We start from the raw sequence: 25,533 nt of genomic DNA on the forward strand, positions 1-25,533 counted from the left end.
TTTGCCATGGTATTATTGAAATTTAACTTACATGCAACTTGAATTTTAGACTTATTTTACAATTATCCGGGTAAACTACTATATGTTGAGGATGAAATTATAATTGCAAAATTAATTTTGCCATTGGGAAAGGGTTAGTTAAATGGAAACAAATAAAGTTGAAAATAATAATTTAAATGGTTTGACTAAAACTGCATATGAAATAATTAAAAAAAAAATAATAATTGGTGAACTTAAACAAGGAGAGGTAATTAGTATATCTGCCATGAGTAAAAAATTAAATATAAGCAGAACTCCTGTTACCTATGCTTGTCAAAGACTTGAATATGATAAATTTCTGACTATTGTACCTAAGCAGGGAGTAATTATAAATACTATAACCATAAATGATGCTAGAGAAATATACGAGTTAAGGGCTGCAATTGAAACATATGCTGCTAAACACGTTTTTGATCATATTAACAAAACTGACATTGATTATTTGGAGAATTCTTATAAAAAGCAAATCCAGGATGTAGAACAAAATGATCCAAAGCTATTTATGTTAGAAGATATTGATTTTCATAAATACATTCTGAAAAAATATGAAAACTCACATTTCTTTTCTATTATAGATAATCTTTTTGATAGAGCATATTTATTAGGTATTGAATCCTGCAAAAATTCAACAAGACTTAGAAAAAGCCTGGAGGAGCATAGAAGAATCATTGATTGCATAACAAACAATGATAAAGATTGTTTTGTGGAAGAAATAGAACAAAATATCTTAAATGGTTACATCAGTCTTACAAGCGGCTATATGATTTAATTGTCAAGATAAATGCAAAATTAATTATTTAAAGATGCCTGATTAAGATTATTTATTATTAGGTATCTCTTTTTGTAATTTTAAGAGGTGTAAATAGGATAAAAAATTTGTTGACTTATTTAAACGTTTACTATATAATAAGATTGAGAAGAAGGATAGGCTTTCTTCTTATAATCCTAACTCAGAAGAGTACTTGAAAAAGTATTTTAAGAATAAAAAATTTAAGAAAACCATATATTAATAAAATTTACTAAAAAGAGTTAAGTAACAAAAATAATTATGAATAGTTCATTTGCAACAATGTTTCAAAGAGATAAATAACTTTTGTAGATGCTGTGAAATATACAGATATAGTTTTAGAAGTAAGTTATTTATTGAAATGTCAATTAATAATTAAATTTATCTGCTGGAAGTGTATGTGAAAAATAATTTTTATAATGTAACACTTAATAGAAGGTAATTGAAAAAAGGGTGATAAATATTCAGATAGAATCGGAGTGCTCGGATGAGTTAGGGATTTCTTAACCACCAATTAGTATAACAGCTAATTGGTGGTTTTAACTTCTGCAAATTCCCCCGAGATACAGGAGATAATTTCCTGTACCTCGGGGGAATTTGTTTTATGAAGTATGTTTAAAAGTTGTTAAGCTTTTGATTATAGCTTCCTCTTGTTTTTGTGTTATTGTTCCATTATTTACAAGAGTATCAAATTTATGTTTGAAAAATACGGTCAGGTTATCAATATGCTCCTTTCTACAAGAAATCAATAGATTTTGTACGGAAGCCTTTTGATTTTTATTTATGGTACCCTTATTTACTAGATCGTCCAAGCCATTGTCAAAAGAATTTCTAAAATTTTTCCCCTGCTTTTTAGAAGAAGAAAATACTTTTTTTATGGAAGATTCCTGTTCTTTAGTTATGGTTCCATTTTCAACCAGAGTATTCAATTTATTTTTTGAACACTTGTGATTTTTTTTCATGAATTCACGAAAGTCATCGGATTTTATTAAATCCAGTGCAGCATTTTCCTGCTTTTGAGTTATGACTTTATCCTTTACTAGCGCATCAAGACGGGATTTATAATCATGATGTTTATGATTATTATTTTTTTCCAATGTGGTTTGACTTATTGCAGAGATATCCTTAGCTGATGAAGCTTGAACCGTCATGAAACTAATATTTAATGATGTCAAAACAGTTAAAGCAGCTATTATTTTAATATTTCTTTTTAACATTTTATTTTCCTCCCAAAATAGATTTATTTATAGTTTGCCGATTTATGTGGTAATTATTCGCAAAAATTGTTTAAAAGTTGACATGTAAAAACGTTTACCATATAATGAAATTGTAAAGTTGTTTAATCACTAATTAGTTTGCAGTTACATAGCTAATTGGTGATTTTATTTTAAACTTTTCTATAGTTTTAACTTAATATGGGGGGGAATCGTTGTTAGTATGGATAATAATATATTACTGGTGGCTCCATATGATAAGCTTGAGAGGTTGGTACGGGACATAAGGGATAATATAAATGTACCATTTTCTATAATAAAGGGAAATTTTATAGGAAAGAAATGTGAAAAGATAGGTGATATATATAAAAGTATTGCTCATGGTACAAAAATTATAGTTACAAGGGGCGGAACAGCAGCATATTTAGGGACTAAGATAAATATACCTGTGATAGAAATTCCAGTAACTTCATTTGATATATTGAGATCTATAAGCAGTGTTACTAATAGAGGTTATAAAAAAATTGCAGTTGTTACCATATCCAATATTATCTATAAAAAGAACTATTTTAATAATATATCGGATATCAATGTTGAATTTGAATCCTGTAATAATGTGGAGGAGATTCCGGAGGCAGTGGACAAAATTATAAAAAACAATAAAATAGATGCCCTGATAGGAGATGTTATAGCTGTTTTAGAGGCAAAGAAACACGGCATTTACAGTGAAATACTTGAATCAGGTCAGGAAGCTGTTGTACAGGCACTGAATCAGGCTGTGAGAATGATTCAATATAATATTGAAGAAAAGGCCAGGGTAAAAGAAATAGAATCCATATTGAATGTAATAGATGAAGGTGTACTGACAGCGGATAAGGATAATAGAATCAGTGTTTATAATAAATCCGCTCAAAAGATACTAGGGTATCCTCAAAGTGAAGTAATAGGTAATAAAATGCAGAACATCTTTCCGGTTCGCTGCTTTGAAAAGATTAACAAGGGCAGCCCAATTGAACTTGGAAAATTGATAAAATTAGGTGACAGGAGAATTGTCTCCAATATAATAAAAATTCTGGTTGACAACAAGATCCAGGGAACTGTGGCAATATTTCAGCAGGTGGATGATATTCAAAAACTGGAATTGAATATAAGAAAGAAGCTCAATGAAAAGGGACTTGTAGCTAAATATAATTTTGATGATATTATAGGAAACAGTGATAGTATAATGAAAACTAAAAGTTTGGCATTTAAATTTGCACATTCTGAAGGCACTATACTTATAGTCGGCGAAAGTGGTACTGGAAAGGAGTTGTTTGCACACAGCATTCATAATGTGAGCAGAAGAAAGAATGGTCCCTTTGTATCCATAAATTGTGCCTCCCTAAATGAAAATCTGCTTGAAAGTGAGTTATTCGGGTATGAAGAGGGTGCCTTTACGGGTGCTTCAAAAGGGGGTAAAAAAGGACTTTTTGAAATTGCCCATGGAGGAACATTATTTTTGGATGAGATTGGAGAGATATCTCTTAATTTTCAATCCAGACTCTTAAGAGTACTTCAGGAAAGGGAAATAAGAAGGGTGGGGGCAGAAAAAATTATACCGGTAGACGTAAGAATAATCTGTGCTACAAATAAAAATTTAAGAGATGAAGTAATAAATAAAAATTTTAGAGAAGATCTGTATTACAGGCTCAGTGTATTGGAGCTTAGGATTGATCCCTTGAGAAATAGGAAAGAAGATATAATACCAATGGCAATATCCCTTATGGAGAAAGAATGTGCAAATGAAAATAGACATTTGTACTGGAAAAATGAAGATGTATTTAAGTGCTTGCTGGATTATAGCTGGGCAGGAAATGTCAGGGAGTTAAAGAATTTTATTGACAAGCTTGTTATATGCAATGAAGGAGAAGAGATTACGGAGAAGTCGTTAATGGAAATCCTAAATTATAATTTTAGGGATAGAGACTGTAACAGAGAGATGAAGATAAGGGTATCCGATAACTTAAAGGAAATGGAAAGTGATATTATATATAATTTACTGAAAGAATATAACGGAGATAAAGACAGATTATGCAGGAAGCTCAATATGAGTAAAACCACTCTATGGAGAAAATTGAATTTCAAAAATGAAAAATAGATTTCATTTCTGAAATAAAAAAATATATATCGGATAAAGGGAAATCCCATGACAAGGGTTTCCCTTTATTTTTTCAGAAGTTTTAAAATTGGCATGGATATTGCTGTGAAAACTATTGCAGGATTATTTGTAAAAATTATTGTATAAGGAGATGAATTGAGATATGTACAGTGGAATTTTCACACCGATGATAACAGTCTTAGACGAAAACAGGGACATTGATTTTAAAGGTAATGGAGAGCTGATTGACTATATTATTGGAGGCGGAGTCAATGGAATCTTGATATTGGGAAGTACAGGAGAATTCTTTAGTATACCTCTGGATAAAAAGAAAAAATTTATCAGCTTTGTGATTGAAAAGGTGAATAAAAGAGTTCCGGTTCTGGTTGGAACAGGTGGAACAGATGTAGATGAAGTAGTTGAACTTACAAAATTTTGTAAAAAAGAAGGAGCGGATGCAGTAGTCGTTGTCTGTCCATATTATTTTAAACTAGGTGAAGACAGTCTGTATAGTTATTACTCTGAGATTGCAGAGAATACTGATATACCAATTATCATGTATAACTTTCCTGATAGAACCTGTGTCAATATGAGTGCAGAGCTTATATTAAAATTAGCTCTAAAATACAAGAATATTGTGGGAATTAAAGATACTGTAGATAATATGAGTCATACCAGAAAGGTAATTCAAGTTGTGAAATCACAGCTAAAAGATTTCATGGTATTTTCAGGATTTGAAGAATACTTTATCCCAAATTTAATTTCGGGTGGAAATGGATTAATCGGAGGTCTTTCAAATTTTGCTCCCGAGTTATTTTCGGAGATCTTTAGTGTATACAATAAAGACGATTTTAAAACGGTAAAAGTATTACAGAATAAAATAAATAAATTTATGGGACTGTATGATATTGCACAACCTTTTATACCTACTATTAAGACAGCGGTATCATTAGTTAAAAAGGATATAAAACCGGTGAGCTGCAAGCCTCTGGGAACTTTAAATGAGGTACAGGCTGCAAAATTAAAAGAAATTCTTAAAAATGAAATCGATTTTTAGAAAGGAAAATAGCTATGAATGATAATATAAATTCTTTGATTGTGGACAAGAAGGATAATGTAGCTGTAACCATGATGGAATTAAAAATTGGGGATACAGCTGTGTACAAGATTGGTGATGAATTGAAAAAAGTTTCTATTATAAACAATATACCTGTCTATCATAAATTTTCAGTATCCAATATAGATAAAGGCGAGGAAATTTATAAATACGGTCAGGTGATAGGAAAAGCCATAAAGGATATAAAAATAGGAGAACATGTTCATTTACACAATTTAATAAGTATAAGAGAAAATATATAGCAAAATAGTGGACAGGAGGATAACGTTATGAAATTTATGGGATATAGAAGACCTGATGGAAAAGTCGGAATAAGGAATAAAGTTCTTGTACTTCCTACTTGCGCATGTTCAAGTGAAACCTGCAGGATAGTAGCGGAGCAAGTAAAGGGTGCTGTTAATATAGTTAATCAAAATGGGTGTGGTCAGGCTAAAGGGGATTTGGATATCACTGTGAAAGTGTTGGTAGGCTTAGCGGCAAATCCCAATGTGTATGGTACAGTTCTCATAGGACTTGGATGCGAAAATGCCCAGCCTGATGAAGTTTCAAAACTAATAGAAGCTGTGACGAATAAACCTTTAAAAAAATTGGTTATTCAAGAAGAAGGAGGAACAAGTGCTACTATTGCAAAGGGTATTGAGTATGCCAGGGAGATGGCACAGGAAGCATCAGAACTTAAAAGGGAAGAGGCTGATATATCTGAACTCATAGTGGCTACGGAATGTGGAGGATCTGATCCTACTTCCGGGCTGGCGGCCAATCCGGTTCTTGGTGACATGAGTGACAGACTTGTGGATCTGGGATCGACTTCAATACTATGTGAAACAACTGAATTTATAGGAGCAGAACATTTACTTGCGGCAAGAGGAGCTACTCCGGAAATTAGCGATGAAATTATATCCATAGTTAAAAGATATGAGAACCATTTGAAGACTGCAGGGGAAAACTTAAGGGAGGGTAACCCTTCACCTGGAAACAAAGCAGGTGGTATAAGTACTATTGAAGAAAAATCATTGGGATGCATACACAAAGGCGGACATAGACCTATAGTAGAAGTGGTGGATTATGCTGATTTTCCTAGTAAAAAGGGATTGGTTATAATGGATACCCCAGGGTTTGATATAGCATCGGTAACCGGACTTGCAGCTGGTGGATGCCAGATAATAGTGTTTACTACAGGAAGGGGAACTCCTACAGGCAATATAATATCTCCAGTATTAAAAGTAACCGGCAATAAATATACTTTTGAAAAGATGAAGGGAAATATAGATTTTAATGCAAGTCAAGTTATATCAGGAGAAAAAACCATAGAACAATTAGGTGAGAATTTGTTAAATGAAGTCATAAATGTGGCAAATGGCAAAGTTACAAAGGCAGAGGCATTGGGTTTTAATGATACCGCAATAAGCAGATTGTGTAATTATGTATAGATTGTTTGTATAAATGTGGGAGTTGAAATAATATGGAAACGTTTATTATATTAAGGGGGAGTATAAATGCAAGAAAGTATAGATAAAGTAATACCTAGTGGGCGTTGGCTTCATATAATTCCACCTACAATACTGGTTTATATAGTAGCTTTTATGGATCGTACAAATATAGGCTTCGCAATGGCAGGTGGAATGAGTAAGGATCTAGCTATGACGGCCAGTGTTACAGGTCTTGCTGCAGGAATATTCTTTGTAGGATATCTGTTTTTGCAAGTGCCGGGTGGACAAATAGCTGAGAAGGGAAGTGCCAAGAAATTTATAGCCTGTTCAATAATGGCTTGGGGAGGACTTGCAGTTATATCCGGATTTGTTCAAAATGTGCCCCAGCTGCTTGCAATTCGTTTTTTACTGGGAGTCGCTGAGGGTGGTGTGTGGCCGGCAATACTTACTATTATAAGCCACTGGTTTCCAAATGAAGAAAGGGGCAGGGCAAATGCATATTTCATAATGAATGTGCCAATAGCTTCCATAATAACCGGTCCCCTTTCCGGATGGATTATAACTGTATACAGCTGGCGTGCTGTTTTTATAATAGAAGGTCTGATATCTCTTGCATTAATATTGGTTTGGCTGCCGCTTATAAGTGATAGACCTGAAGATGCCAAATGGATATCTAAAGAAGAAAAAGAGTATATCACACAAAAAATAAAAGAGGAGCAGAAAAATGTAAAAGATAAGGAAGGAACTGCGGTATCTCTTAAAGACATATTTTCCAATATAAATATGTGGAAATTAATTGTAATATATTTTTGCTATCAGACCGGAATATACGGGTTTTCACTCTGGCTTCCAACTTTGATAAAAGAACTTACTAAATCAGGAATGAATGGCGTAGGGTGGCTGTCCACATTGCCATATGTGGGTACCATAGTCGGGTTGTATGTCTTCTCTCATCTATCTGACAAAAGCGGAAATAGAAAACTGCATACTGCATTGCCCCTGATTGGATTTTCCATATGTCTGTTATTGTCAGTTCAAACAAAATCCAGTATATGGTTGTCATTTGCTTTTTTAATTGGCTGCGGTGTATTTCTTCAAGCGGCTTCAAGTGTATTCTGGACAATACCTCCAATATTGTTTAATACTGAGATGGCAGGAGGTGCCAGGGGAGTTATAAATGCACTTGGAAATTTGGGCGGTTTCCTGGGACCATATATAGTTGGATGGTTGACTATGAAATACAGCTCGGGTATAGGGACTTATAGTTTAGTAATAATTTTAGCAATTGGATTTTTAGTAACGGTATCATTGCCAAAAGAAACATCTAAAAGTGAAGGACTGTAATAGTGAAATAGATTATTTCGAGTATATATAAAATATTATATAAGTGGGAGATGTAAATATGGAGTCTTTGGATTTAACTAAATTTCCTAGGATAGAATTGCCTAGATTTTTAAAAATAAAACAGAATTTTGAGAAGGATAGAGTTGAAAATATAGAACTTGAAGTAGCAAATAAAGTAAAACAAAGTATAAAAAATATGAACCTGAAAGACAAGAGGATTGCAGTAGGAGTTGGCAGCCGTGGAGTTGCAAATATTGCTAAAATGGCAAAGACAGTTGTGGACTGTCTGAAAGAAGCTGGAGCAAAGCCTTTTATTATACCTGCAATGGGAAGCCATGGAGGAGCTACACCAGAGGGACAGGCAGGTATTCTGGCTTCCTATGGTATTACAGAGAAAACAATGGGAGTTAAAGTGGATGCATCTGTAGATGTTGAGCCAATTGGAGAATACGAGCCTGGATTGACTGTCTATGTTGCCAAAAGTGCACTTGAAGCGGATGGAGTAATTATAATTCCAAGAATAAAACCGCATACCTGTTTTAGAGGCAGAGTTGAAAGCGGTGCTTGTAAAATGCTTGTTATAGGGCTTGGCAAACAGCGCGGGGCGGATTCAGTCCACAGCAAGGGATTTGAAAGATTTCATGAATTGATACCTGGAGTTGGATGCATGATAGCTAAAAAAATTAAACTGCTTTTTGCAGTATCCACAGTTGAGAATGCCTATGATGATACTTACAAAATCACCATACTTACAAAAGATGAAATACTTGGGCTGGAGAAGGAAGCAGCTCTTCTTGAAGAGAGCAGAAAAAGGATGGCCCAAATACTCATACCGAAGTTTGACGTACTTATAATAGGAGAGATAGGTAAAAATATAAGTGGAGATGGACAGGATCCAAATGTAACGGGATTATATTTTACCAAATGTGCCAGCGGGGGACCTGAATTTAAAAAATGTGTTATATTGGATGTAACAGATGAGTCTCATGGAAACACAAATGGAGTTGGAATGGCTGATGTTACAACTAGAAAATTGTTTGATAAAATAGACTTTATTTCAATGTATACAAATTGTTTTACCAGTACGGAAATAGAACCTGCTAAAATACCTATGGTTGCCAGAAACACTGAGGATGCTGTGAGAATAGCAGCTAAATTATGCAATGGAATACAAAAGAAACAGCATAAGATAGTCTGGATTAAAAATACAATGGAGTTAGGAAAAATATGGGTAAGTGAGCCTTTGCTGGGTGAGGTTGAAAAAAATTCCAAGTTGGAAATCCTAACTGAACCGAAAGAAATGGAATTTCAAAATGGCGAACCCATAAATATATGGTAAGCGATTGCTGGCAAAAATGAGTTAGAAGTTTTTTAACCACCAATGAGTGAGTGTGGATTTGTGCAAAAATCAAATCCATGCTCATTCTATTTTTTACATTTAAAATTATGAAGTGTGCTTAAAGGTTGTTAGGCTTTTGATTATAACCTTCTTTTGTTTTTGTGTCATTGTTCCATTCCACTGTAAAATGCTTTAAAATCAGCGTGTTCAGATAAGTTAGGAGTTCCTGATCACCAATTAATCTTTGGAGATAAAGCTAAAATGGAAAATATAGTTTTAATATACCCCCAAAAAATGATAAAATCTGCGTATATATTAATAAAGAACAATACAAAAATGAAAATTTTGGTTTAATTGAGTACCAGTATTTTTATAGGTAGGTTAAGATTTGCCTGACTGCCAATTAATTTTTAGAAATAAAGCTAATTGGTAGTTTTAATTTTTTGAAAGAAGAAAATAAAATATTTCAGATGAAAAGAAGAAATATTTGAAGATATCCAGTTTGGCTAAAAGACTATTTTTGTTAGCAATAATAAATATGTAGGGCAGGGGGTAAGCTATTGAAGAAATTTATAATATTTTCTGGAATTATTATTCTATTATTTTTTTTAGCTTTTAAGTATATGTTTATCGTTAGAAATAAACTTTCTGTATATAAAAATGATAATATATCATATATTTCAAAATTGGACAGTAAATATTTCTACATATATAGGTATGGTAAATGGCAAAAGTTGTTTATTAAAGGAGTAAATGTCGGTGCTTCAGAGCCTGGTTCTTTTCCTGGGGATCTGAGTATAACTGAGGATCAGTACCTGAGATGGTTTAGGGAAATAGCAGGTATGAATGCCGATGCAATAAGAGTGTATACAATACTTAAACCTGAATTCTATGATGCCTTATATGAATACAATAAAAGTGCATCAAAGCCGCTGTATGTTTTTCAAGGTGTATGGATTAACGAAAATGATATATCAAAATTTGAAAATGCATACAGTCCTATAATTAAAAATAATTTTGAAGAAGATATAGAAAGTACTATTAATATAATACATGGTAATGCCAAGCTTCCTGTCAGAAAAGGCTATGCCAGTGGAACATATACTAAGGATGTATCCCCTTATGTTATAGGATGGATTTTAGGTGTTGAATGGGATCCGACTTTTGTGCAGAATACCAATAAATTAAATCCAAATAAAAATAGTTTCGATGGCAGGTATCTGTATACAAAAAATGCTTCACCTTTTGAAGCATTTTTAAGTGAAATAGGAGATTATGCTGTTAGGTATGAAACTGAAAAATATGGAATGCAGAGACCTTTGAGTTTTGTTAACTGGGTTCCTACAGATACTCTAAAACATCCCAATGGGCCTTTAAAAGATGAAGATATGGTTTCAGTAAATACAGAACACATAAAAAAGAAGAATTCCTTCAAACCGGGATTATTTGCATCCTATCATATATATCCATATTACCCGGATTTTATGAATTATCAACATGAATATGCTGATTATAGGGATAAAGATGGCAAAATAAATACTTACAGAGCATATTTGAAGGATTTGATAAAAAACTATAAAGTACCGGTTTTGGTAGCGGAATTTGGTGTGCCGTCATCCAGGGGAATGGCTCATAGAAGTATTTATATGGGATTCAATCAGGGAGATGTAGATGAAAAAAGTCAGGGTGAAATGGATGCCTTTATGCTTCAGAATATTTCCGATGAGGGTTATGCAGGAGGTTTGGTTTTTACGTGGCAGGACGAGTGGTTTAAGAGAACCTGGAATACCATGGATTTGGATTTGCCGGATAGAAGGCCTTACTGGTCCAATCCACAGACAAATGAACAGGAATTCGGAGTTTTAGCTTTTGATCCAGGAGAAAACAAGAGTACATGTTATGTGGATGGAGATATATCAGACTGGAAAAAAGACAAGCCTTTGGTAGATACCGGTGGTATGAAGTTATATGTGAAAAGTGATGAAAAATATTTATATATAATGGGGGACATAAGTGGATTTGACTTTGAAAAAGATAAATTGTTTCTGCCTATTGATATAACTCCAAACTCCGGAAATTTAAAATATAATTATTACAATCTGAAATTTAAGAGACCCACGGATATGGTGATTGTGTTGGATAAAAAAGCTGGATCAAAAATAGTTACGGATTCTTATTATGATGTTTTTTACTATATTTATGCTCATCAATTGAATGTGATTAGCAGGAATGCAGCTTATGAAAAAAAGAACAGTGGTATATTCAATCCCATTTATTTGTGTCTGAGCGGGTCATTGAATTTGCCCCAGGATAAAAAAACAATCCCTCTGGAAAAATATGAAACGGGCAAACTGGTTTTAGGAGATGCTAATCCGAAGCATGATAGTTACAATTCTTTAACTGATTATTCTGTGAAAGGAAATAAAGTAGAAATCAGAATACCCTGGCAGCTTTTAAATGTCATGGACCCTTCTACCAAAATGATCATGGATGATTTTTATAACAAGGGGAAAATAACTTCCATGAAAATACCGGGACTTTATATAGGAGGTATTTTAGTTAAAAATGATGTCGTAATGGAGAATAGTAATATGGAGTTATACAACTGGAAGGAATGGGATACTCCCACTTATCATGAGAGATTAAAGCCCTCCTATGATATTCTTAAAAAAGCTTTTAAGTCAATTGGGAATGATTAGACAAGGAGGTAAATATGGAGCAATATGTATATTTCTCAATAGTGTTTTTTTCCTTAATAATATTTTTTTTATACATTTATATAATATATGAGAAAATTGCGGAAGTCCATAAAAATAAAAAAATTGAAAAGTATAAAAGAGAAGTGACACCTTATGTTAACTTTAATATAAACAAGGTTATAAATGGACAAGATATAACTAGTGATATACTGAAAAATATTAAAAGATACTGTAAAAATAAATATAAAAGAGAGATAATCAGGAAGAGGTTAGTATACTATCTTGAAAATTTTAAGGGCGATTTTTCTCAAAATATAACAAAAGTGTGTGAATATATTGGAATTGTTCAATATGAAATCAATAATTTTCAACATGGAGATAATTTTAAAAAGGCATTATCTGCTAAAAGATTGGGGCAATTCAGAAGTAAGAATGCAATCGAACCACTTCTGGAGGAATCTGATATTTCAGATAATGACGTTAAATACAATATTTTATTGGCTCTTGCGAAGATAGGAGAGGAGGAGACTTTCATTAGGGCTTTTGAAAATGTTGATTCATCAGTGGGTTTAAGTGAAAGAGGTTTAATAGAAATAGTGGATAGTTTTGAAGGAGACAAAAATAAAATTTATAAGAAAATGATACATTCAGATAACAGTTTGGTTGCCCGTGTGTTTATTAAATCAGCAGGAAATTATAAGCATGCTTCATTGAGCAGGGACATATCAAAATATTTATTTAGTGAAGATAAAGAGAGAAGAATTGCAGCTGTAAAAGCTATTGGCAGTATTGGCGATGCAAGATATTTAGATGATGTTATAAAACTTCTGAAGGATAGTGAATGGGAGGTAAGGGCTGTAACTGCAAAGGCGCTGAATAATTTTACCAATAGTAAAATACTGATCCCGCTAGCTAGATCACTTTCTGATAATAAGTGGTATGTAAGGTATAACGCAGCTATGTCAATATTAAATTATGAGAAAGAAATAGGAATGAGTATAATTTCTTATGCTTTTCAAAGAAAGGATAAATTTGTTAGAAATATAATAATATCTGCCATAGAAAATTCATCAAATAATAAGTTATATTTATATGAAACTTCAAAAGATAATACCAAAAGGGCAGTAGAGTGTATAACAATGGAAAAAAAGGATGAGGAATATGAATATAATGTTAATTAAGCAGATAATTATGTATTTTAATTATTTCTTGCTTTATTATGTATTGTGTATCAACACCATATATTTTATACAGTTGATATTGTCTGCGTTTGGCCTGTATGATTATATAAAGAAAATGCATTACTCCGATTACAAAAAATATATTACTTCTCATAATATGATACCAGTTTCTATATTAGTTCCTGTATATAATGAGGAAAATACCATAGTAGACAATATAAAATCTTTATTGAATTTAAATTATCCGCTGTTTGAAATTATTGTGATTAATGATGGCTCAAAAGATGATACCTTGAAAAAAGTAATTGAAACCTATAATTTGCTTAAAATAAATCAACCAGTGAGATATCTGTTAAAAACCAAAAAAATTAAAGGTATATACAAGAATATGGATATTCCATGGTTTACTTTAATTGATAAGGAAAATGGCGGCAAAGCAGATGCCCTTAATGCCGGAATAAATGTGTCAAAATATCCGATATTTACATCTATAGATGCGGATTCAATACTTGAAAATGATTCTTTAGTCAGAGTGATTATGCCTTTTATTGAGGACAAATCAACAGTTGCAGTTGGTGGAATTGTCAGAATTGCCAATGGTAATGAAATTGAAAATGGAAAGATAAAAAATGTTGGATTGCCCAACAATAAATTGGTAATGTTTCAGATTGTTGAATATTTAAGAGGATTTCTCAGCGGGAGAATGGGATGGGATGCTCTAGGGTGTTTGTTGATTATTTCAGGGGCCTTTGGAGCATTTAAAAAAGATACTGCCGTGCAAGTAGGGGGATATACCAATAATACCATCGGAGAAGACATGGAATTGGTAGTTAAGATGCATGAATATTTGAGAAAAAATAAATTAAAATACAGAATTAAGTTCATACCTGATCCTGTCTGTTGGACACAGGCACCTGAAAAGATAAAGGATTTGAGAGTTCAAAGGAGACGCTGGCAAATTGGATTGATGGACAGCTTATTTCGCCATAAAAAGTTATTGTTGAATCCTAAATATGGTGTTATAGGTATATTTGGAACTCCATATTTTTGGATATTTGAAATGCTTGGACCCATAGTTGAAGTGTTAGGGTATATATTTATTCCACTAGCTTATATTTTAGGACTGCTTAATATCCAGTATTTTGTGATGTTTCTGGCTGCATCAGTACTTTATGGCATAATACTGTCCATAGGTGCGATTTTGCTGGAAGAATATACTTTCAGCAGCTATCAATCCATTAAGCAGCTATTTAAAATTTCATGGTATGGAATATTAGAAAATTTTGGATACAGGCAGATGACAACATTTTTTAGGGTATATGCAATCATAAGGTTCAAAAAGTTTAAAAATAGCTGGGGAAAAATAAAGAGGAAAAGTTTCACATAAATCCTAATTGTATGTCTGCTGCAAATCATGCCTGAATAGTAAGTGTAATAAAGTTGTATAGTGTAGTGCACATTATAAAGAAAATTAGAAAAGAGTGATGGATATTCAAATAGAGCCAGAGTGTTTATATGAGTCAGGAGTTGTTTGACCACCGATTAGTCTATAGAATTATAGCTGATTGGTGGTTTCAATTTTTGCATATAATATAAAGTGAATACAATTATTAAGATGATAAAAAGCATTGACAAAAATTTATCATTATTATATAGTAGTATTAAATGATACTACTAATCGTATAAGAGGAATAATTGAGGGATAATTATGGATAGAATATTGGAATTGTTAAAAAACTTTGATTTAACAGATGTTGAAGCAAAGGTTTATATAGAATTATTGAAAAATGGGCCGTCTACAGGTTATGAGATAAGTAAAATATCGGCAGTACCGAGATCAAGAGTATACAATGTACTTTCAAAATTAGTAAAAAATGGATTTGTAGTAGCCTCAAAATCTAAAAATCCTACATATTATAATTGTATATCTGTTGATGAATTTATAAGCAACAAAAAATTTGAATATAATTCATTATTTTCGGAAATGTCCAATGAACTGAAGAAAGTTGAACGATCAAATAATATGGATTACATATGGTATATAAATGGTTATAACAATATATTCAACAAGTGCCGAAATATTTTAAAAAAATCAAAGAAAGAAGTATATGTGCAGGTATGGATGGAGGATGTACCACAAATACATGAAGAATTAAAAACATTGGATAATAAAGATATTCCACTATTGACGGTGTTGTATAGTAGTGAACATAAATATAAATTGGATTTAAAGCTAGTATACAGGCATGGCTTTGAAGATGAAAAACATGCAGAATTAGGCGGGAGATTAATTTCCCTTGTTTCAGATGATAAAGAAGTGGTCTTCGGACGCATATTTGACAACGAAGAATCAGAAGTCATATGGACTGAAAATCGTTCTCTTGTATTTTTGGTTAAAGAATATGTAAAACATGATGCTTATTGTCTTAAATTGATTGATTCTGTTGAAAAATCAAATTCCAATAAGTTAAATCAATGTATATCAAATATAAGAGATATATTTTAAATTAAATATTATAAAAAGTAAAGGAGACAATTTCATAATTGCCAGGGGTTGTAACAGCAGTTATATTATATTCAGGATTAACAATGCTCATTAAAGAATTTAAAACAGATAAATAAATGTTTAATATTAAGGGAGGATGCTAAGTTATGTTGTTGCTTAATAAAAGCGATATAAAAAAGGTTTTTAATATGAAAGAGGCTATTGACGCCGCAAAAGAAGCATTATCTATATTTTCAGAAGGTAAAAGTGTAGTTCCCTTGAGAACAAATATTGATGTACCAAAATATGAAGGCCAGAGTTTATTCATGCCAGCATATGTGGAGGGGCTTGACAGTGTTGGTATCAAGATTGTTTCAGTTTTCCCGAAGAATATCGAAAAGGGCGTACCTTCAGTACCGGCTAAAATGATATTGCTTGATGGTAAAACCGGTGATGTAATATGTATCATGGACGGTACTTATCTGACTCAACTCAGGACAGGGGCCACATCTGGGGCGGCAACTGATATATTGTCAAGAAAAGATGCAAAAAATGGTGCACTGTTTGGAACCGGTGGTCAAGCAGGGTCCCAGCTGGAAGCAATGCTTACTGTAAGAAATCTTGACAGGGTAAAGGTATTTGATATTGATAAAAAAAGAGCTGAAGCTTTTGCTGAAAGGATGAGCAAAGAACTTAACCGCTTTTCTACAAAAATTATTGCCGCCGAAAGTTCGGATGATGCTGTTAAGGATGCTGATATTATCACTACAGTAACTACTTCCAAAAAAGCTGTTTTTAATGGAAAACTTGTAAAAAAAGGAACACATATAAATGGAGTTGGATCATACACTCCTGTTATGGAGGAACTTGATGAATATATAGTTCAAAATGCTGATAAGATTTATATGGATTCAAAAAGTGCTGTTCTTTCTGAAAGCGGTGACTTTATAATCCCTATAAAAAAAGGACTTATTGATGAAAGCAAAGTCAACGGTGAATTGGGAGAAGTAATTTCTAAGAAAATCGAAGGAAGGACTTCAGAAGATGATATAACTATTTATGAAACTGTTGGAATTGCTGTAATGGATGTGGTCACAGCATATAAAATCTATGAAAAGGCACTTAAAGCCAAAATCGGTATAAACATAGAATTGTAAAGGCCCAAAGAGAAATTTAAAGGTAATTGTGATGTGGGTAAAGTACGGCAAATAAATGACTTAGAAGGAATTTGATTTCCGGCAGCTTGAAATATGAAGGCTGCCGGATTTTTTATGTTGAAGTTATTTATCAGACAGTAATTTAGGAGGGAATTGCCTTTTACTGATACTGTAAGCTTGAAATAATATTTGAAAAAACACTTGACGTATATAAAGGTTTAACATAGAATGAAATTAAGAAGAAGATAAAACTTCTTCTAGTACTCCTGATCCAGAGAATGTCCACAAATAAATGGCATTCTACGGTAAAATTTTATGGCAGTGAAAGATAATTTGATGTAATTTGTTATCGGCAATTGCTGTAGGAAAATATCTAAAAATATGGGTGAACATGCGGCCTATGATGAGTGTTCATCAGTATAGGGTGGCAGTTGACAGAATCAGTGGCCTGAAAAATATATGATGTTGGATATATTTGAAAGGAATGATAGCTGTTGGTGCTGCTGAAAGAATAATATAGTTGAGGAGATGGTTGTAGAAAGTTAGAGTTATAACTGTATATGATATATCTTTGAATATTATATGTATAGGTCATGTAAGATCATAAAATTTTAATTTTATGGTACGGAGATGCGTTAAAGTAATAGGATTCCATGATACGGAAATACTATGGATAATAGTTAGAAAAAGGTGATAGAAATTCAAATAAAATTAAATAGTGCGGATGGGTCAGGAGTTACTTGACTACCAATTGGTTTTTGAAATAAAGCTGATTGGTAGTCTTAATTTTTGTAAAGGACAAGCTTAGGGTCTGACCCCTGCTTGGGGATGAAATTTATAGAAAATTACAATCAAAATTGTAGTATAATTTAAGGTAGAATGTAATTTACAGGTAAAATGAGAATGGGGGTTTTAATTTATGTTGATACAGTGTACACAAAAGCTTTTGAAACAACTTAATATAAAGCCGGCAGAAGTTGAATATGGTGACCCTCTTTTTTCCTGCCATGCCAATTTGATGATGGTTAATCGCAGAAAAGCAGTAGTTTTTGTCAATGATAAAAACAGGTATGTTATTGTTCTATATGGACTTAAGACTAAAGATTTTAAAAAGCTTGATGAGCTTTTCATAAAGGCTGTCCGTGAGGTATTGGAGAATGAATGTATAAAGAATTATTTTATAGAACAGTTTATAAATTATTCCCCGAAAATTGTTTATTCAAAAACAAGGGATAGAAAGTCCGTGGCCAGAATGAACAAATCATGTGAGGCTGTATATTATTATGCGGATTTTCTGACAGCAGATTCAATTTACCAGAGTGCATTAAGCAAAAAATTAGGACGTTATCTTGTGGGAAATGGAAAGAATAATTTTATAACTCCAGTAGAAGAAATGTATAAGGATCTTGAGAATTTTTTCAGAAAACCTATCTTTAGTTGCAAAGCTGTACAACTGAAGATAACTTTGGAACTTTGTAAACATAAAGTCTGGCGAAGATTGGTAGTTCCTCTAAATATCACCTTTGATAGGCTGCATAAAGTTCTACAGAAATTGTTTGGCTGGAAGGATTATCATCTGCATGAGTTTTATATTTATGACAGTACAAGTTTTTGTAGTAAATTGTCTATAAATGATTCTGCATATAATGAGCACTCGTATAATCCTATCATAAAATTGGTTTGTGATGAAGAGGCTTTTGAGTATCCGGATGATATACAGACGAAACTTGAGACAGGTATAAAGCTGTCAGAGTATATTCCCCGATATAAGTGGTTGAAATATGATTATGATTTTGGGGACAATTGGCAGCATTATATTGAAGTGGAAAAGGTTATAGATGACTACAATCTGAATTATCCTGTCTGTGTTGATGGGAATGGGAAGGCTCCACCGGAAGATGTGGGCGGAGACCCCGGTTATGAAGAATTTCTTGGAATCTTACGAGATAAAAATAACCCTGAATATGACAATATGCTGGCCTGGGGGTCAGGTCAGGGATATGAAGATTTTGATATTGAAGCAATAAATAGCAAGATTAGATATATTTGAAATCTAGATTAATATAATATCTTGAAAAAAATGATTTTTCCAACCTCACACATAAATTCAAGTGACATAAGCCTTGAAATATAAAGACTTATGCCACTTTTCTATATCAACCATTAAAAAATAGAAGGCGGTTGGAAAAATTTCAACTGATCTCTTTATTATGAGTGCTTTTAGGGATATAATAAAAATAAAGAGCGGCTATTTCACACTGGTTGAACCTTAACATGGGATGTATTTAAATAAAATTATTTTTTGCGGAGGCTCCGAGATTTTTTCGTTGAACTTCAGCATAAGATGTATTTAAATAAAGTGCTGAGGTTTAGTACAACTGGTTTCTGCCTGTTGAACCTCAATATGAATACTGCTTAATGTGTGGTAAATGTGTAAAAAATTATCCAGTTAATGCAATATCCATAAAAAACGGGAAAAACCATAATATATGTTCTGAATTCTTGAATGAGACAGCTGAAAAATACAGACCTAGATATGGTTGTGGAAAATGTCGGGTAAATGTACCCTGTGAACATAGAATACCTGATAACTTAAAAATTCTATAGGAGGGTTCATGTGAATGTTAATTTTAAATTTAGTAAATTTATTTGTATACTGTTGTTCTTAAAATCAATGTATAGGAATTATTTTTTTAAATGTTTTAAATATACTTTTATATTTTATTTCTTAATAATGATAACATTTCAGATCAAGATTTATTAGAATTAAACTTGAATTTATTTGATGGTGTCAGTTTCAGCAATGAAAGTCATAAGTGCAATAGCTGCGGCTTTGTGTTATCCATTACAAAATGGTTGGATCCCATTTCTTTTACAGGTGCACCAATAATATGTTTCATAATATAAGCTGTACAGGCCAGGGAAAATGGCAGAGAAATTGTGATAAATCATCTAAAAAATAAAGCCTGGCCCTTGCTTATAATTAAGCTGTAATACCTTTCAGTCCAAACTTAGGTTTCATAAAAGGTATTTTTGTTTTTTGATAAACATTTATATCTCCAGTAACTTTTAAATTTTTTAAGACAAACAACTTGACTCCTTCATATTCATATATATCATACAGCTCTTGGTCTGCCACTTCCGTTTCAAATAAAACCTTGATTTTAAGAGTTTTGACATTGTTATGAATATTTCCACAGTCACAATCTATTGACGTATTTTTAACACATACTACAAAGCATAGATTTTTACCGTGAACATAATCCAAAGACTTGTTATCAATTTTTATCATAATTTAATACCTCCAATTACATATAATTAATTAACATTTTTTATTCTTGAATTTTAGTGAGGATCTAATTCTAACATTAAAAATATAACAGTTTTGCTATATTATACGTTATTGATATGTAGATTTTATGAAGATAGAAAATATAAATTTTTAATGAACCACCTAAAAAATAACAAAATCTACGTATATATTAGCAAAAGACAATATAGAAATTTTGGTAGTAGCTTGATTTTAGCAATAAAAAAGAAAAAGTTATTTGGGAGGTAAATAATGGTTAAGTCAGAGATTAAAAAATTTATTTTCAGTAAATATTTAATTTTTAGCTGCCTGAAAAAGGACGTGAATATCAAAAAGCTTATCAAGAAAGCAATGGTATTTACCTTTACTGGAGTGTTACTTTTAGGGAGTGGATATCCGGCTTTTGCGAAGGAAAAAGACAATATGGATTACAAAAACACTTATGATATTTCTCATATCACCCGTTATGACATGCTTAAAATACCTGGACAGCAAAATAGTGTACAATTTAAGGTACCTCAATTCGATGCATCAACCATAAAGAATATCTCTTCAGCAAAAGGTTATGATAAGTCAGGTAACTTAATCAATCTAGATGTGTGGGATAGCTGGCCACTGCAAAATGCAGATGGAACGGTGGCAAATTATAATGGATACAATCTTATTTTTGCTTTGGCAGGTGATCCAAAAAACGGGAATGATACTTCCATTTACTTGTTCTATCAAAAAATCGGTGACACATCTATTGATAGTTGGAAAAACGCTGGTAGAGTATTTAAGGATAGTGATAAATTTGTTCCAGATGATCCTTATCTTAAATATCAGACACAAGAATGGTCAGGATCTGCAACATTAACATCTGATAATAAAGTTCGTTTATTCTATACAGATTTCTCGGGTGCTCTAGAAGATGGAGGAACAGGTGACGGGAACCAAGTATTGACAACAGCTCAAATCAATTTATCTGAACCGGATGCTGATACGCTTAAGATTGACGGAATAGCAGATCACAAATCTATCTTTGATGGTGGAGACGGTACGATTTATCAAAATGTTCAACAATTCAGGGATGAAGGCATGTATCTTTCAGGAGATAATCATACTTTAAGAGATCCACACTATGTTGAAGACAATGGTTATAAATATCTTGTTTTTGAATCCAATACAGGGACAGCAGATGGCTATCAAGGTGATCAATCTTTATACAATAAGGCTTACTATAGCGGAAGTGAAACTTTTTTCCGGACAGAAAAAAATAATCTGCTGCAGAGTCCTAAAAAGCAACTTGCATCCTTAGCCAATGGTGCATTAGGCATTGTTGAATTAAATGATGATTATACAGTTAAAAAGGTCATGAAGCCATTGATCACATCAAATACAGTAACAGATGAAATCGAACGTGCCAACATATTTAAAATGAATGGTAAATGGTATCTATTTACGGATTCGAGAGGATCAAAAATGACCATTAATGGGATAGGTGACAAAGATATTTACATGTTAGGTTATGTATCAGGTTCCTTAACTGGCCCATATAAACCATTAAATAAAAGTGGACTTGTATTAAACATGGATCTTGACCCTGCTGATCTTACATTTACTTACTCTCACTTTGCTGTTCCGCAATCCAGCGGCAATGATGTAGTCATAACAAGTTACATGACTAACAGAGGTTTTTATGCAGATCATAATGCCACCTTTGCACCTAGTTTTTTACTTAACGTTCAAGGCTCAAAGACGTCTGTTGTACCAAACAGCATCCTTTCACAGGGACAGTTGATAAGTAATCTTCATTAACTAGTTTGATATTAATATTTTTATATATGAATTAGTATTTACCTAACCACCAATTAATTTTTAGAAATAAAGCTAATTGGTGGTTTTGATTTTTTGTAAAAACTAATTCGCTATAAAAAATTATTGTTAAATCCCCAATATGATAAAAAAATTTTGCTTTATAGAAACATATGTTCTATAATATTATAAAGGAAAATAAGGGGATGATTTTATGGATATGTTTCATAAACTTAAAATTCTCACTGATGCAGCAAAATATGATGTGGCATGTACCTCAAGTGGAGTGGACAGAAAGGCTGCAGCCGGTGGCATTGGAAGCTCTGAAGCCTGTGGCATATGCCATAGTTTTTCAGCAGATGGAAGGTGTATCTCTCTGTTGAAGGTTTTGATGACGAATGTCTGTGCTTATGACTGTAAATATTGTGTCAATCGCCGTTCAAATGATGTGCCAAGAGCTTCTTTTACACCTAGAGAACTGGCGGATCTTACAATGAATTTTTATCGCCGCAATTACATTGAGGGCCTTTTTTTAAGTTCCGGTGTGCTGAAAAATCCTGATTACACCTGTGAACAAATGATTGAGGTACTGCGAATTTTAAGGCAGGAATATAGATTTTTTGGATACATCCATGCAAAGGCCATTCCAGGATCAGACAGTGTGCTTATTGATCATCTTGGCATGCTGGCAGACAGGATGAGTGTGAATATAGAGCTGCCTTCCCAGAACAGCTTGAAGCTTCTGGCTCCGGATAAGTCAAAACATTCTATTTTAAAACCCATGGGATATATTAAACACCGCATACAGGAAAATTCCATGGATCTGGTAAAGTATCGAAGCACACCTAAATTTGTGCCCGCAGGTCAAAGTACTCAGATGATTGTCGGGGCAACGGGTGATACAGATTTTCAGATTTTGAATTTAACTGAAGGCCTTTACAGAAATTACAAGCTGAAAAGAGTTTTCTTTTCTGCCTATGTTCCAGTTTCTGAAAACTCTCTGCTGCCTCAGATAAATAGAGAGCCTTTGCTTTTAAGGGAACACCGCCTTTACCAGGCGGATTGGCTTATAAGATATTATGGCTTTAAGGCAGGTGAAATTCTGGATGGGAATCATCAGAGTTTTAATCCTTACATAGATCCAAAATGTAATTGGGCATTGAATCACAGGGAATACTTTCCTATAGATGTAAACTATGCACCCTATGAAGATTTATTGAGGGTACCGGGTATTGGAGTTAGAAGTGCCAGACGGATTGTAACTGCCCGCCGTAATTTTTTATTGAATTTTGACGGCCTGAAAAAACTGGGGGTTGTGCTTAAAAGAGCACGGTATTTTGTGATTTGCAGCGGTAAATCGGCTGAGAATCTTAATACAACAAGGGATGCTGTAATTAGATCCCTAATGTCCAAAGGAGCAGCGGACAGATATTACAAGAATTTTGCCTCTCATGAGGACTATGAGCAGTTATCTTTTTTGGATAAATTATCATTGATATAGTAGGAGGATTTATAAAATGCCTGGAAAATCGAATCTTATTTATAAATATGATGGTAGTTTTGATGGACTCATGTGCTGCGTATTTGAAAGCTATTACAAAAGGGAAATACCCATGGATATTATCTCTCCTGTCCAGCTTCAAACCACCTTTTTCCCACTAAAGGAAATTAAAACAGATTTGCGGAAATCCAGCAGGGTAATTGACTCCATACCTAAAAAAATCAGCATTTCAGCACTGGATTTTGTGAGACATGCTTTTTTAACCTGTATGCCCCAAAAAGAATTATATATATTTTTGTTTTTGAGAAGGGGATATCATTATGGACCACCTGTTATGGAGATGTTGGCGGATGATGTAGTAAGCAGTCTGTTTAAGGCTGTAAAATATTTAAAAAATGAAAGCCACCTTATAAAGGGTTTTCTTAGATTTTCTGTTTTTAAGGGCGGGCTTGTGGCGCAAATCGAGCCTAAAAATTATGTTCTTCCTCTTATCACGCAGCATTTTTGTGAGAGATATCCTGAGGAATATTTTTTGATCTACGATAAAAATCATGATATGGCACTTGTATATAATACCCATGAACCTGCTATTATCCCTGCTGAAGATTTGCAGGTGCCGGAGCCGGATGCCAGGGAGAAGTATTATAGAAAATTGTGGAAGCTTTTCTACAATACCGTTGAAATTAAAGAGCGGAGGAACCTTAAATGCCGTATGGGAAATATGCCAAAACGCTATTGGAAGTATATGACAGAGTTTGCTTCTTACCAATAATTTTTTTATACTCAATGTTTAATGTTGTATTTGGTGGTTATTGGGTTTTATAGAAGGATAATTCATAGTATAATGGATTTATTCAATCGGGAGCCAGTGAAGATGGATTATAAAATGTTAATTTCTAAGGCTTTTCAGGGAAGAAAAAATGCTTATGCACCTTATTCCAAATTCAAGGTGGGAGCGGCCGTACTAACTGATGATGGAGAAATATATACAGGATGTAATATAGAAAATGCATCTTATGGTGCAACTAATTGTGCAGAAAGAACTGCTATAAAGATGAAAGGAAGATTTGTGATGAATATTGCTGAAATGATTGATCACACAGCTTTAAAACCGGATACTACAAAGAAACAGATAATTCAATTAATAGAGGAAGCAAAGCAATATCAATTTGCTTCTGTTTGTATAAATCCGATGTGGGTTAAGCTGGCAGGTGAGAAATTAAAGGATAGTGGAATTAATGTATGTACCGTTATAGGATTTCCCCTTGGAGCCAACACAACTGAAACAAAGGCATTTGAAGTAAAGAATGCTATTAAAAATGGGGCGTCGGAAGTAGATATGGTTATAAATATAGGTGAACTGAAAGATAAAAATAATGTTTATGTAGAGAGGGATATAAGGGCTGTTGTCGAGGCAGCAAAGGGAAAAGCTCTGGTAAAAGTCATTATTGAAGCTTGCCTTTTAACACAGGAAGAAAAAATAAGAGCTTGTAAAATAGCTAAAAAGGCGGGAGCCGATTTTGTAAAGACGTCAACAGGATTTTCAAAAGCTGGAGCTGCAGTGGAAGATGTTGAATTGATGCGGAAGACAGTGGGTGATGATATGGGGGTCAAGGCTGCCGGTGGTATTCATACTGAAGAAGAAGCCGTGAAAATGATTGAAGCAGGTGCAAATCGTATTGGAACAAGTTCTGGAATTTCCATTATGTCCGGAATTTGAAAAAATTGCAGCAGGAGCCGATGCCATAGTATTGGTTGTATTGGCTGAAAAAGCAGATACATTGAAGGAGGCAAGAGAAAAATTTGTTGAAGCAATAGAAAAAAACCGATATTAATACACAAGATAATTACGGAATAAATATAGCTGCTTTACATGAAAACATCTATATTTTTCCGTTTTTTTTGCAACAAGGTTTTTAATACATTGAGGTTTTGCTTTAGTTGCTTTAATTCAGCCTTATATTTTTTTGAATTAAACTAAAGTTCACTTGAATTCAGT

At 33.1% G+C, this 25,533-nt stretch carries 20 protein-coding genes and 2 pseudogenes; 20 read left to right on the forward strand and 2 right to left on the reverse strand.

Annotation, left to right across the window (positions count from 1 at the left end; all coding sequences use genetic code 11):
- Positions 1 to 142 precede the first annotated feature (142 nt).
- Positions 143 to 808, forward strand: coding sequence for a GntR family transcriptional regulator (locus tag AB8U03_RS09845; protein ID WP_369704378.1), 666 nt, complete (start codon positions 143 to 145; stop codon positions 806 to 808).
- Positions 809 to 1,428: 620 nt separating this feature from the next.
- Here the strand turns inward: AB8U03_RS09845 and AB8U03_RS09850 are convergent.
- A complete protein-coding gene (locus AB8U03_RS09850; RefSeq protein WP_369704379.1) occupies positions 1,429 to 2,043 on the reverse strand; it encodes a hypothetical protein in 615 nt (204 codons plus the stop codon).
- 220 nt (positions 2,044 to 2,263) lie between these two features.
- Between AB8U03_RS09850 and AB8U03_RS09855 the strand changes: the two genes are divergently transcribed.
- From AB8U03_RS09855 to AB8U03_RS09915, 13 genes and pseudogenes are all read left to right on the forward strand, one after another.
- Positions 2,264 to 4,177 (forward strand): sigma 54-interacting transcriptional regulator, encoded by a 1,914-nt coding sequence (locus tag AB8U03_RS09855; RefSeq protein ID WP_369704380.1) that lies wholly within the window; start codon positions 2,264 to 2,266, stop codon positions 4,175 to 4,177.
- A 163-nt stretch (positions 4,178 to 4,340) separates the two neighbouring features.
- Positions 4,341 to 5,234, forward strand: a complete 894-nt coding sequence (gene dapA, locus AB8U03_RS09860; RefSeq protein WP_369704381.1) for a 4-hydroxy-tetrahydrodipicolinate synthase — start codon at positions 4,341 to 4,343, stop codon at positions 5,232 to 5,234.
- A gap of 14 nt (positions 5,235 to 5,248) precedes the next feature.
- Positions 5,249 to 5,536, forward strand: a complete 288-nt coding sequence (locus AB8U03_RS09865) for a UxaA family hydrolase (RefSeq protein ID WP_369704382.1) — start codon at positions 5,249 to 5,251, stop codon at positions 5,534 to 5,536.
- Positions 5,537 to 5,563: 27 nt separating this feature from the next.
- Positions 5,564 to 6,724 (forward strand): UxaA family hydrolase, encoded by a 1,161-nt coding sequence (locus tag AB8U03_RS09870; RefSeq protein WP_369704383.1) that lies wholly within the window; start codon positions 5,564 to 5,566, stop codon positions 6,722 to 6,724.
- 66 nt (positions 6,725 to 6,790) lie between these two features.
- Positions 6,791 to 8,068 (forward strand): MFS transporter, encoded by a 1,278-nt coding sequence (locus AB8U03_RS09875; RefSeq protein ID WP_369704384.1) that lies wholly within the window; start codon positions 6,791 to 6,793, stop codon positions 8,066 to 8,068.
- Positions 8,069 to 8,126: 58 nt separating this feature from the next.
- Positions 8,127 to 9,407, forward strand: a complete 1,281-nt coding sequence (locus AB8U03_RS09880; protein ID WP_369704385.1) for a nickel pincer cofactor-dependent isomerase, group 22 — start codon at positions 8,127 to 8,129, stop codon at positions 9,405 to 9,407.
- A gap of 560 nt (positions 9,408 to 9,967) precedes the next feature.
- The gene (locus AB8U03_RS09885) at positions 9,968 to 12,106 is read left to right on the forward strand and encodes a family 2 glycosyl transferase (protein ID WP_369704386.1); all 2,139 of its coding nucleotides are present in this window, start codon (positions 9,968 to 9,970) and stop codon (positions 12,104 to 12,106) included.
- Between the two features lie 14 nt (positions 12,107 to 12,120).
- A complete protein-coding gene (locus AB8U03_RS09890) occupies positions 12,121 to 13,287 on the forward strand; it encodes a HEAT repeat domain-containing protein (RefSeq protein ID WP_369704387.1) in 1,167 nt (388 codons plus the stop codon).
- 157 nt (positions 13,288 to 13,444) lie between these two features.
- Positions 13,445 to 14,674, forward strand: a complete 1,230-nt coding sequence (locus tag AB8U03_RS09895; protein ID WP_369704388.1) for a glycosyltransferase family 2 protein — start codon at positions 13,445 to 13,447, stop codon at positions 14,672 to 14,674.
- Between the two features lie 321 nt (positions 14,675 to 14,995).
- Complete coding sequence (locus AB8U03_RS09900; protein WP_369704389.1) at positions 14,996 to 15,793, forward strand: TrmB family transcriptional regulator; 798 nt, start codon at positions 14,996 to 14,998, stop codon at positions 15,791 to 15,793.
- Positions 15,794 to 15,939: 146 nt separating this feature from the next.
- The gene (locus AB8U03_RS09905; RefSeq protein WP_369704390.1) at positions 15,940 to 16,929 is read left to right on the forward strand and encodes an ornithine cyclodeaminase family protein; all 990 of its coding nucleotides are present in this window, start codon (positions 15,940 to 15,942) and stop codon (positions 16,927 to 16,929) included.
- A 919-nt stretch (positions 16,930 to 17,848) separates the two neighbouring features.
- Positions 17,849 to 18,979 (forward strand): plasmid pRiA4b ORF-3 family protein, encoded by a 1,131-nt coding sequence (locus AB8U03_RS09910; protein ID WP_369704391.1) that lies wholly within the window; start codon positions 17,849 to 17,851, stop codon positions 18,977 to 18,979.
- A gap of 353 nt (positions 18,980 to 19,332) precedes the next feature.
- Positions 19,333 to 19,536: pseudogene (locus AB8U03_RS09915) on the forward strand (epoxyqueuosine reductase); the annotation flags it as partial.
- A gap of 376 nt (positions 19,537 to 19,912) precedes the next feature.
- Here AB8U03_RS09915 and AB8U03_RS09920 read toward each other — a convergent pair.
- Entirely contained in the window at positions 19,913 to 20,221 is a 309-nt protein-coding gene (locus AB8U03_RS09920) for a hypothetical protein (RefSeq protein WP_369704392.1), read from the reverse strand.
- A 369-nt stretch (positions 20,222 to 20,590) separates the two neighbouring features.
- Between AB8U03_RS09920 and AB8U03_RS09925 the strand changes: the two genes are divergently transcribed.
- The 6 genes and pseudogenes from AB8U03_RS09925 to AB8U03_RS09950 all read left to right on the forward strand — a co-directional run bounded on the left by AB8U03_RS09925 (position 20,591) and on the right by AB8U03_RS09950 (position 25,369).
- Positions 20,591 to 22,036, forward strand: coding sequence for a glycoside hydrolase family 68 protein (locus AB8U03_RS09925; RefSeq protein WP_455423796.1), 1,446 nt, complete (start codon positions 20,591 to 20,593; stop codon positions 22,034 to 22,036).
- A gap of 211 nt (positions 22,037 to 22,247) precedes the next feature.
- Positions 22,248 to 23,534 carry a putative DNA modification/repair radical SAM protein gene (locus AB8U03_RS09930; RefSeq protein ID WP_369704393.1) on the forward strand — a complete coding sequence of 429 codons (1,287 nt, stop codon included), beginning with the start codon at positions 22,248 to 22,250 and terminating at the stop codon, positions 23,532 to 23,534.
- Positions 23,535 to 23,550: 16 nt separating this feature from the next.
- On the forward strand, positions 23,551 to 24,306 hold the full coding sequence (locus AB8U03_RS09935; RefSeq protein ID WP_369704394.1) for a TIGR03915 family putative DNA repair protein: 756 nt from the start codon (positions 23,551 to 23,553) through the stop codon (positions 24,304 to 24,306).
- Between the two features lie 102 nt (positions 24,307 to 24,408).
- Positions 24,409 to 24,591, forward strand: a pseudogene (locus AB8U03_RS09940) (cytidine deaminase); the annotation flags it as partial.
- A 15-nt stretch (positions 24,592 to 24,606) separates the two neighbouring features.
- On the forward strand, positions 24,607 to 25,254 hold the full coding sequence (gene deoC / locus AB8U03_RS09945; RefSeq protein WP_369704460.1) for a deoxyribose-phosphate aldolase: 648 nt from the start codon (positions 24,607 to 24,609) through the stop codon (positions 25,252 to 25,254).
- A complete protein-coding gene (locus AB8U03_RS09950) occupies positions 25,214 to 25,369 on the forward strand; it encodes a hypothetical protein (RefSeq protein WP_369704395.1) in 156 nt (51 codons plus the stop codon). The genes deoC and AB8U03_RS09950 overlap by 41 nt, the downstream gene beginning before the upstream one ends.
- Positions 25,370 to 25,533 lie beyond the last annotated feature (164 nt).

Origin of the sequence: Clostridium moutaii, from assembly GCF_041205085.1 — a bacterium.
Classification (GTDB): Bacteria; Bacillota; Clostridia; order Clostridiales; family Clostridiaceae; genus Clostridium_B; species Clostridium_B moutaii.

Bases quoted from the DNA above. Each gene is read 5' to 3' on its own strand.
- AB8U03_RS09890 (WP_369704387.1), top strand. From the start codon at position 12,121: ATGGAGCAATATGTATATTTCTCAATAGTGTTTTTTTCCTTAATAATA.
- AB8U03_RS09850 (WP_369704379.1), bottom strand. From the start codon at position 2,043: ATGTTAAAAAGAAATATTAAAATAATAGCTGCTTTAACTGTTTTGACA.
- AB8U03_RS09935 (WP_369704394.1), top strand. From the start codon at position 23,551: ATGCCTGGAAAATCGAATCTTATTTATAAATATGATGGTAGTTTTGAT.
- AB8U03_RS09845 (WP_369704378.1), top strand. From the start codon at position 143: ATGGAAACAAATAAAGTTGAAAATAATAATTTAAATGGTTTGACTAAA.
- AB8U03_RS09880 (WP_369704385.1), top strand. From the start codon at position 8,127: ATGGAGTCTTTGGATTTAACTAAATTTCCTAGGATAGAATTGCCTAGA.
- AB8U03_RS09925 (WP_455423796.1), top strand. From the start codon at position 20,591: ATGGTATTTACCTTTACTGGAGTGTTACTTTTAGGGAGTGGATATCCG.
- AB8U03_RS09905 (WP_369704390.1), top strand. From the start codon at position 15,940: ATGTTGTTGCTTAATAAAAGCGATATAAAAAAGGTTTTTAATATGAAA.
- AB8U03_RS09875 (WP_369704384.1), top strand. From the start codon at position 6,791: ATGCAAGAAAGTATAGATAAAGTAATACCTAGTGGGCGTTGGCTTCAT.
- deoC (WP_369704460.1), top strand. From the start codon at position 24,607: ATGAATATTGCTGAAATGATTGATCACACAGCTTTAAAACCGGATACT.
- AB8U03_RS09895 (WP_369704388.1), top strand. From the start codon at position 13,445: ATGATACCAGTTTCTATATTAGTTCCTGTATATAATGAGGAAAATACC.
- dapA (WP_369704381.1), top strand. From the start codon at position 4,341: ATGTACAGTGGAATTTTCACACCGATGATAACAGTCTTAGACGAAAAC.
- AB8U03_RS09920 (WP_369704392.1), bottom strand. From the start codon at position 20,221: ATGATAAAAATTGATAACAAGTCTTTGGATTATGTTCACGGTAAAAAT.
- AB8U03_RS09870 (WP_369704383.1), top strand. From the start codon at position 5,564: ATGAAATTTATGGGATATAGAAGACCTGATGGAAAAGTCGGAATAAGG.
- AB8U03_RS09930 (WP_369704393.1), top strand. From the start codon at position 22,248: ATGGATATGTTTCATAAACTTAAAATTCTCACTGATGCAGCAAAATAT.
- AB8U03_RS09900 (WP_369704389.1), top strand. From the start codon at position 14,996: ATGGATAGAATATTGGAATTGTTAAAAAACTTTGATTTAACAGATGTT.
- AB8U03_RS09865 (WP_369704382.1), top strand. From the start codon at position 5,249: ATGAATGATAATATAAATTCTTTGATTGTGGACAAGAAGGATAATGTA.
- AB8U03_RS09855 (WP_369704380.1), top strand. From the start codon at position 2,264: ATGGATAATAATATATTACTGGTGGCTCCATATGATAAGCTTGAGAGG.
- AB8U03_RS09910 (WP_369704391.1), top strand. From the start codon at position 17,849: ATGTTGATACAGTGTACACAAAAGCTTTTGAAACAACTTAATATAAAG.